The organism is Oscillatoria sp. HE19RPO (assembly GCF_024220515.1).
Classification (GTDB): domain Bacteria; phylum Cyanobacteriota; class Cyanobacteriia; order Cyanobacteriales; family Laspinemataceae; genus Laspinema.
Genome location: NZ_JAMXOT010000397.1, coordinates 1 through 7,702, shown reverse-complemented (window position 1 = coordinate 7,702; position 7,702 = coordinate 1). Strand labels below are relative to the sequence as shown.

Annotated in this window: 11 protein-coding genes; 7 read left to right on the top strand and 4 right to left on the bottom strand. The window is 48.1% G+C overall.

The annotated features are described in order from the left end of the window. Positions 1 to 38: 38 nt before the first annotated feature. A complete protein-coding gene (locus tag NG833_RS27735; protein ID WP_375293967.1) occupies positions 39 to 575 on the bottom strand; it encodes an RNA-guided endonuclease InsQ/TnpB family protein in 537 nt (178 codons plus the stop codon). A 7-nt stretch (positions 576 to 582) separates the two neighbouring features. Then, positions 583 to 924: a hypothetical protein gene (locus NG833_RS27730; RefSeq protein ID WP_254568500.1), complete on the bottom strand. Its 342-nt coding sequence runs from the start codon at positions 922 to 924 to the stop codon at positions 583 to 585. 224 nt (positions 925 to 1,148) lie between these two features. Between NG833_RS27730 and NG833_RS27725 the strand changes: the two genes are divergently transcribed. The 6 genes from NG833_RS27725 (at position 1,149) to NG833_RS27700 (ending at position 4,570) form a co-directional block, all read left to right on the top strand. Beyond that, the gene (locus tag NG833_RS27725; protein ID WP_254568499.1) at positions 1,149 to 1,379 is read left to right on the top strand and encodes an addiction module protein; all 231 of its coding nucleotides are present in this window, start codon (positions 1,149 to 1,151) and stop codon (positions 1,377 to 1,379) included. After that, on the top strand, positions 1,376 to 1,669 hold the full coding sequence (locus tag NG833_RS27720; RefSeq protein WP_254568498.1) for a type II toxin-antitoxin system RelE/ParE family toxin: 294 nt from the start codon (positions 1,376 to 1,378) through the stop codon (positions 1,667 to 1,669). The genes NG833_RS27725 and NG833_RS27720 overlap by 4 nt, the downstream gene beginning before the upstream one ends. Before the next feature lie 140 nt (positions 1,670 to 1,809). Beyond that, on the top strand, positions 1,810 to 2,025 hold the full coding sequence (locus NG833_RS27715) for a hypothetical protein (RefSeq protein ID WP_254568497.1): 216 nt from the start codon (positions 1,810 to 1,812) through the stop codon (positions 2,023 to 2,025). Positions 2,026 to 2,281: 256 nt separating this feature from the next. After that, positions 2,282 to 2,614: a hypothetical protein gene (locus tag NG833_RS27710; protein ID WP_254568496.1), complete on the top strand. Its 333-nt coding sequence runs from the start codon at positions 2,282 to 2,284 to the stop codon at positions 2,612 to 2,614. A 104-nt stretch (positions 2,615 to 2,718) separates the two neighbouring features. Continuing rightward, positions 2,719 to 4,305: an FAD-dependent oxidoreductase gene (locus NG833_RS27705; RefSeq protein WP_254568495.1), complete on the top strand. Its 1,587-nt coding sequence runs from the start codon at positions 2,719 to 2,721 to the stop codon at positions 4,303 to 4,305. 25 nt (positions 4,306 to 4,330) lie between these two features. Continuing rightward, positions 4,331 to 4,570 carry a hypothetical protein gene (locus NG833_RS27700; RefSeq protein ID WP_254568494.1) on the top strand — a complete coding sequence of 80 codons (240 nt, stop codon included), beginning with the start codon at positions 4,331 to 4,333 and terminating at the stop codon, positions 4,568 to 4,570. Positions 4,571 to 5,019: 449 nt separating this feature from the next. Here NG833_RS27700 and NG833_RS27695 read toward each other — a convergent pair whose 3' ends face one another. Together NG833_RS27695 and NG833_RS27690 are read right to left on the bottom strand one after the other, a co-directional pair. Then, on the bottom strand, positions 5,020 to 6,072 hold the full coding sequence (locus NG833_RS27695; protein WP_254568493.1) for a glutathione S-transferase family protein: 1,053 nt from the start codon (positions 6,070 to 6,072) through the stop codon (positions 5,020 to 5,022). A gap of 88 nt (positions 6,073 to 6,160) precedes the next feature. Continuing rightward, complete coding sequence (locus tag NG833_RS27690) at positions 6,161 to 6,667, bottom strand: hypothetical protein (protein WP_254568492.1); 507 nt, start codon at positions 6,665 to 6,667, stop codon at positions 6,161 to 6,163. A gap of 96 nt (positions 6,668 to 6,763) precedes the next feature. Between NG833_RS27690 and NG833_RS27685 the strand changes: the two genes are divergently transcribed. Then, entirely contained in the window at positions 6,764 to 7,681 is a 918-nt protein-coding gene (locus NG833_RS27685) for a histone deacetylase (RefSeq protein WP_254568491.1), read from the top strand. Positions 7,682 to 7,702: the final 21 nt, after the last annotated feature.

The following is a 7,702-nucleotide window of genomic DNA, read 5'->3' as shown; positions in this document are numbered from 1 at the left end:
GCCCTCCGGAGGGCGCAAGCATTGCGCCCCTACATTGACTACTCCATTGAGCAGTCACTGCAAACGAACGTTTTGGAGATTTTATTTTTTGGAGTTCCCTTATCCTGACGATATACAATGGTGCAGGTGGTGGGATTGCCCCAAGTTCGGGCTTGTCCCCGCATCTGAATTCTGCCTAAATTGGAGAGTTTCAGATAGCCATTCTTCCCATCGGTTTCGGCTTTCCACCCCGAGGGACAAGGATATGTCCAACCGGAGTAATGGCGAATGGATTTGAACTTAGGATATTTTGCCAATCCCTTGAAGAAACGCTGATAGGCAAAATCAACACGCTTGAGAGTTGCTTGCAATGCATGGGAACCCAGTTGTTTGAATTCGGGCCAAACTTCTTTGAATTCGGGCAGACTATTTTGCTGCTCAAAATATGAGACAGAATGACCCAATTTCTGATACTGAGTCTTCCGGTTGGATAGGGCTGCATTGTAGAGATAGCAATGCAATCGCCGCCATTCAAACAGTTTGCTTTCTTGGTGGCGATCGGGATAGAGCCGGAAGGTGATGCGTCGGGTTTGCATAGAGGGATTATACCATCCGCGTCGGCAAAAAAAGCATAAACATCAGCAAGGAACCCTGACCCCATTTCTCGCCCAACTCCGGGAACTGGGGGATGATGCGCTTCTCTAAAGTTTTCCCCACCGTCCGTCCCGCCGCCTTCGCTAAATCCTCATTCCGCAACACCTCCCCATGATTGCGAAACCGATCTAGCAACTCCCCTAAAAATTTGGCCTCCATCCCCGCCAAAAAATTGCCCACCATCCCCCAAACCGGCCCACCAGCAGCCACCGTCAGCACCGCCAGCAACCCTAGCAGCGCCGTTTCCCCCAATAGGCTTCGATTCACCTTGAGCCACCGATTCCCATCCATACCCTATCCCTCCACCACTGCACCTATTTTACTGAAGGTTCATCAACTTGGGCAGGATTTGTCAGCCGCCTATTTTGAAAATGCACCCTCAATGTAGAGGCGATTCGCGAATCGCCTCTACATTTAGAGGTAATGCGTAACTCCCATTTCTAATCAATATGGATTTGAGAGATCCATGTTCTGCTACAATATGGATTTGAGAGGTCCATATTCTGGCAAAAATTATGCGGTCAATTGAGCAACTGACTGAGGAAATATTATCCCTGCCTAGTGAGGAGAGAGCACTTCTCGCTGACAAGTTGGTGGAAAGTTTGGAGTTCAGTGCTGACTCAGCAATTCAGGCAGCTTGGGTGACTGAAGCCCAGCGCCGGAGAGATGAGGTCCGAAATGGCTCTGTTGAACCCATTTCCGGTGAAGAGGCTTTAGCGCAAGTCAGACGGCTGATTGAGTCATGAAGTATATTTTTCATCCTGAAGCTCTGACTGAATATGCTGAAGCAGTTCAATATTACAACGAGCAGGGGGTTGAGGTCGCGCAAGCATTCATAAGCGCGATCGAGGATACAGTCTATCGGATCAGGGAGTCTCCAACCCGCTATGCTGTAGTTGATGAAGAAGATGTTCGGCGATGTATGGCGCGCAGATTTCCCTATGGTATTCTCTACGCAATTGAGCCAGACTACATCCTGATTTTGGCAGTCATGCATTGTAGTCGTGAGCCTGGATATTGGAAAAGCCGCAAGTAATTAAAGCTGACTTGCCTATTTCCTCTCCCGAATCGCCTCTACGTTGAGGGGTAATGCGTAAGTCCTATCATGAATTTCACCGCAACGGACGGGAGCCATTACAATAGAAACTTGAATCTGACTTAACCGGAGTGTTTGACATGGTGTCATCGGAATTAATCTCAACCTTGAGAGCGCTGAGTCGTTCAGATCAGTTCTATATCATGCAGATTCTGCTCTCAGAATTAGCCCAGCAGGAAACCAGTCTGATTCAGTCTGAGCAATCTTATCCAGTCTGGTCGCCTTATGGTGCGGATGAGGCAGCAGATACAATGTTAAAAGTGCTACAGGAGTCTAAATCTCAAGATGATGGGTAACCCTGAACGATATCCATTTTTATCGGGTAATCCGGCATTAGGTGAAGCTAGTTTTCGTCCAGATCTGCCTTTGACCTTGGTTTACCAGGAGAGTTCACTCAAGACCTCCGGGCTATTAGGGAACTCCAAAATATAAAATCTCCAAAAAACCCGCAGGCTGTTCGCGAAGCGTTCCGCTAGGAAAGCCTGGGGCTACACGGACAAAGCTCGCCTGCGCGGCGTCATACAGTCTTGTTAGGTGCTTAACCATCGGGACTTGGATGATTTATTTGTTGGAACACCCTTAGATACTGGAGCAAGTGTAAACGTGCTGCCATATTTGACAGGGATTGAGCTGGGATACGAATGGGAGAGACAAACAACTGCTCTGAGCCTGACTGGTAATTTAGCTCAGTATGAAGCGCGTGTTGTACTTGCTCAAGGGATCATTGGTCAGTTTGAGCCTGTACAACTGGTATTTGCCTGGACACAAGCTCCAAATGTACCGCTCATTCTGGGGCAGGTAAACTTTTTCATGGAGTTCGATGTCTGTTTCTATCGTTCGCAGCTAGAATTTGCAGTCAGTCCAAGAACTCCTACCGCCGAGTAGGTTGAATGTTAGGTTGTTTAATCGTTGCCATAATCTTTGCCGGAACGATTCGATCTATTTGCTGATATCATGGGCAAATCCTGTCCTGAATCTCTGAACAAACTGTGACTCCTGTCTCTCAACCCTTTGATTCTGTCCCTCCTCCATCTGGGGAAGAACTCACCGATGTTGTGGTCATTGGGAGTGGAATTGGTGGATTGTGCTGTGCTGCATTATTGGCGCAGTATGGGTTTGCGGTGACGGTTTGTGAGAGTCATACCATTCCAGGAGGTGCAGCGCATGGATTTTCGAGAAATGGCTATCGGTTTGATTCGGGTCCATCGTTGCATTCGGGCTTGTCTGACTCTCCCTCTGCTCACCCGCTTAAACAAGTGTTGGATGTCATTGGTGAGACGGTGCCTTGTCTGACTTATGATACTTGGGGTTGTTATCTTCCGGAAGGGGAGTTGAATATTGCCGTGGGTGCAGACCCATTTTGTGAGGTGCTGCAAGAGTTGCGCGGCAGGGGTGCGGTGCAGGAATGGCGGAAGTTGCAACAAGTTATGGAACCGTTAGCGGCAGCGGCGAAGGCGATTCCTCCGACTGCTTTGCGCTGGGATTGGGGGGCGGCGATCGCCTCCGCACGTTTTGCACCAGCGGTTTTGCCTCACTTGGGAAACATCGTCAAACTCACCGGGCCCTTTAGTCGCATCATGGATGAGGTGATTCAGGACCCGTTTATCCGCAACTGGTTGGATTTGCTCTGTTTTCTGCTCTCTGGACTGCCTGCATCGGGGACTAGCGCCGCAGAAATGGCGTTTATGTTTGCGGAATGGTATCGACCGGGGGTGGTGCTAGAGTACCCGATTGGCGGCAGTGGCGCGATCGCAGATGCCTTGGTCCGGGGACTGGAAAAACAAGGGGGACGGTTACGGCTGAATGCTCATGTAGAACAAGTGCTGGTCAAAGGCGATCGCGCTGTTGGCGTGCGTCTGCGGGGAGGAACGGTGATTCACGCCCGTCAAGCGGTGGTGTCCAATGCGTCGGTGTGGGATACATTGAAACTATTACCCGAGAATGCGGTTCCGAAATCGTTTCGCGATCGCCGTCAAGCCACTCCCGCTTGTGAGAGTTTCATGCACCTCCACCTCGGCATTGATGCCACTGGATTACCGGCGGATTTAGCCTGTCATTATATCATTGTTAACGACTGGAGTCAAGGAGTGACAGCCCCGCAAAATGTCGTTTTAGTCTCGATTCCCTCGGTGTTAGACCCATCCCTCGCACCACCGGGAAAGCACGGGATTCATGTTTATACTCCGGGGAATGAGCCCTATGATTTATGGGCGGGACTTGAGCGCAATAGTGCCGCTTATCAAGAGTTGAAGCAAGAACGGGCGGAGGTGATGTGGCAAGGATTGGAACGCATTATTCCGGATATTCGGCAGCGATGTGAGGTAACCTTGGTGGGAACGCCGCTGACTCATGAGCGGTTTTTACGTCGGGACAGGGGTTCCTATGGTCCTGCTATTGCTGCCGGAAGCGGCTTTTTTCCGGGTCCAACGACGCCGTTATCGGGGTTGTTGTGCTGTGGTGATTCCACCTTTCCCGGAATAGGGTTACCTGCCGTTGCCGCCAGTGGGGCGATCGCAGCCAATACCATCGCCCCTTTGAAGAAGCATCTGGCAATGCTAAAGGCGATCGGTTTTTAAAACCCAGAAAACCTGATTGTTCTTCATGTTCGTAGTAACGACTTCAGTCGTTTCCAAATTGTTTGTAGTAACGACTTCAGTCGTTTCCGGATTGTTTGTAGTAACGACTTCAGTCGTTTCCGGATTGTTTGTAGTAACGACTTCAGTCGTTTCCGGATTGTTCGTAGTAACGACTTCAGTCGTTTCCGGATTGTTCGTAGTAACGACTTCAGTCGTTATCCCGGGCAATTACTGTGAAGACACAAAAAGAGCGATCGCCTTCTGAAATTCTGAAAATAACGACTGAAGTCGTTACTACAAACGAAAGAAAATAACGACTGAAGTCGTTACTACAAACGAAGGAAGATAACGACTGAAGTCGTTACTACAAACGAAGAAAGATAACGACTGAAGTCGTTACTACAAACGAAGAAAGATAACGACTGAAGTCGTTACTACAAACGAAAGAAGATAACGACTGAAGTCGTTACTACAAACGAAGGAAGATAACGACTGAAGTCGTTACTACAAACGAAAGAAAATAACGACTGAAGTCGTTACTACAAACGAAAGAAAATAACGACTGAAGTCGTTACTACAAACGAAAGAAAATAACGACTGAAGTCGTTACTACAAACGAAAGAAAATAACGACTGAAGTCGTTACTACGAACATGAGAAGAGAACGACTGAAGTCGTTACTACAAACGAAAGAAAATAACGACTGAAGTCGTTACTACGAACTTGGGGAATGGGTTAAGGCATCGCGATGGTGGGGTTCATTTAAGTTGGTGATAGTGGGTCCTAATGGGATGATTCCCCCGGGATTTAAGGGGAAGAGGTTGCCGTAATAGTCTCGTTTGATACTGTCAAGGTTACAGGTGTCTGCTACTCCCGGGAGTTGATAGATATCCCGGAGATAGGGTCCGAGGTTTTGATAGTCCTGGATGCGGCGTTTGTTACATTTGAAAAGGCCGTGATAGACGATATCAAAGCGAAATATGGTGGTAAATAGGCGAACATCGGCTAGGGTTATTGTGTCGCCGCATAAGTATCGATTTGTTTCCAATACAGCGTCTATTTCATCTAGGGTTGTAAAGAGTTCATTGCAGGCGGTGTTGTATGCGGTTTGACTTTGAGCAAATCCGCAGCGATAGACGCCGTTGTTAATGGCTGGATAAATTTTATCGTTCCAATATTCTATTTTTTCTCGTAAGTGTTCGGGATATAAATCGAGTTCTGGATGGGTGCTAAATTCATTAAATTCTGCATTGAGCATGATGATGATTTCAGCACTTTCATTGTTGACAATGGTCTGGGTTTGGGTATCAAATAGGACTGGAACGGTGCTGCGTCCTTGATATCCGGGACGGGCGATCGCATACAATTCCGGGAGGGTTTGACAGCCGTATTCGGGTTGGTCCAGGACCCAGATTCCGGCATCGGGAGAGGGGGAAACGATCGCCACAGAAATGGCCGATTCTAATCCTTTGAGCGATCGCACCACGAGGGTCCGATGCGCCCAAGGACAGCCTAATCCCACATACAGGCGATACCGTTGCGTTGCCGGGGGATAGGGGTTCTCCGGTTGGTTTCCTACGGAATTTCTAAACTCGCTGGTGGGACGAATATATTCCCCAGTCTGATTGCGGGGAGCAAGTTTGGACATCATCAGTTGCCAGATGGTTGTCCAGACAAATTTGCCCAGTTTGATAATAACTTTTGAAGGTAATTTTTTCCCTTTTTTCGGGAGAGTATCGATTGGTGGAGTTGGAGTTTCTAAAGACATAATGAATGGGTTGAAGGGGATAAATTCAAGAAAACATTTCCAATTTTACAATTTTAGACCCGTAGGCACACTGGAGTGCCTGGTTATTTTATTCGGGCAATTGTTGTTTCAGGGAAGAAATTATCTCAGCATCTAGTTTGAGTTTGACCTCGATTAATCGGGTGGTATCTCGTAAAATTAAAGTTTGATTGTCTTCTACAAAAATTTCGGCTTCTCTCAAGGTTAAGGTTTGATATTTCAAGGCAGCGAGTCCGATCTGCATGACGAGGGTGGGTTGGGATTGGGGATAAATGTAGAGTTGCTGCCGTTTGGGGTCGAGTTGTAGTTGTCGGACGGTGGTATTGCGTTCGTCTGACATTCCGGGTTTTTGCCAATAAAGGGTAATGCCGCGTATATCGGGATTGGCGATCGCAAAGGTTTCGTCAAAGCGTTGGGGTTCCCAATCCAATTCTCCAACATCGCCGGTTTCGGACAGGATGCGCTGGCGCAAGGTAATCTCTTTGCCATTGAGATTGCGCCACCATTGCCGGATTGTCTCGAAATGTTCAACCCTCTCGGGATTGCTATTCCCAGACTGCCAAGTGATGAATTGCACGATCGCCCTCCTGATTCTTATCAATAACCCCCATTTTAGAGTTTAAATTAGATTTTAAAGTTGAGTTGACCCTGGCATTGCTAAACCGGACCTCCAATGGACTTACCCATCGTTTATCATCCTGATTATGTGGCCCCTCTGCCTCCGTCCCATCGTTTCCCGATGGAAAAGTTTCGGTTACTTTATGAAATGCTTGTAGGCGATCGCATTGTCACTCCCGAACAGTGTCACGCGCCGGAATTGCCACCCCAGGACTGGATTGAGTCGGTTCATGTCCCAGAATATGTTCAGGCATACTGCCAAGGCACTCTCGACCCCAAAGCACAGCGGCGGATTGGATTACCCTGGAGTGAGGCGATCGCCCATCGCACTTGTATCTCCATTGGTGGGGCAATTTTGACCGCAAAACTGGCATTAGAGTATGGATTAGCTTGTAATACTGCCGGAGGAACCCATCATGCTTTTCCAGATTTTGGGTCAGGGTTTTGTATTTTCAATGATTTGGCGATCGCCACGCGGATGATCCAAAAATTAGCAGGGATTCGCAAAGTCTTAATTGTGGATTTAGACGTGCATCAAGGGGATGGGACAGCGTTTATTTTTAAAAATGACCCGGATGTATTTACTTTTTCTCTACACTGTGAGGCCAATTTTCCCGGGCGAAAACAAACCAGTGATTTAGATGTTCCTTTACCCGTGGGAATGGAGGATGATGAATACTTGCAAACCCTCGCCCGTTATTTACCGGATTTACTCAACCAATTTCAACCTGATTTAGTCTTGTATGACGCGGGAGTTGATGTTCATGCAGGCGATCGCCTGGGTAAATTAGCCCTCAGTGATACAGGCATTTTTCGTCGGGATATGCAGGTATTAAGCACTTGTCTGGCCGCTAGATATCCCGTTGCCTGTGTGATTGGAGGGGGATATTGCGAGGATATGCGAGGGTTGGTTTACCGTCATTCGCTCTTACATCGTGCTGCTGCTCAAGTGTATCGCCAGTATCGACTTTAGGTCGGGGGGTTCTGCCGGAGG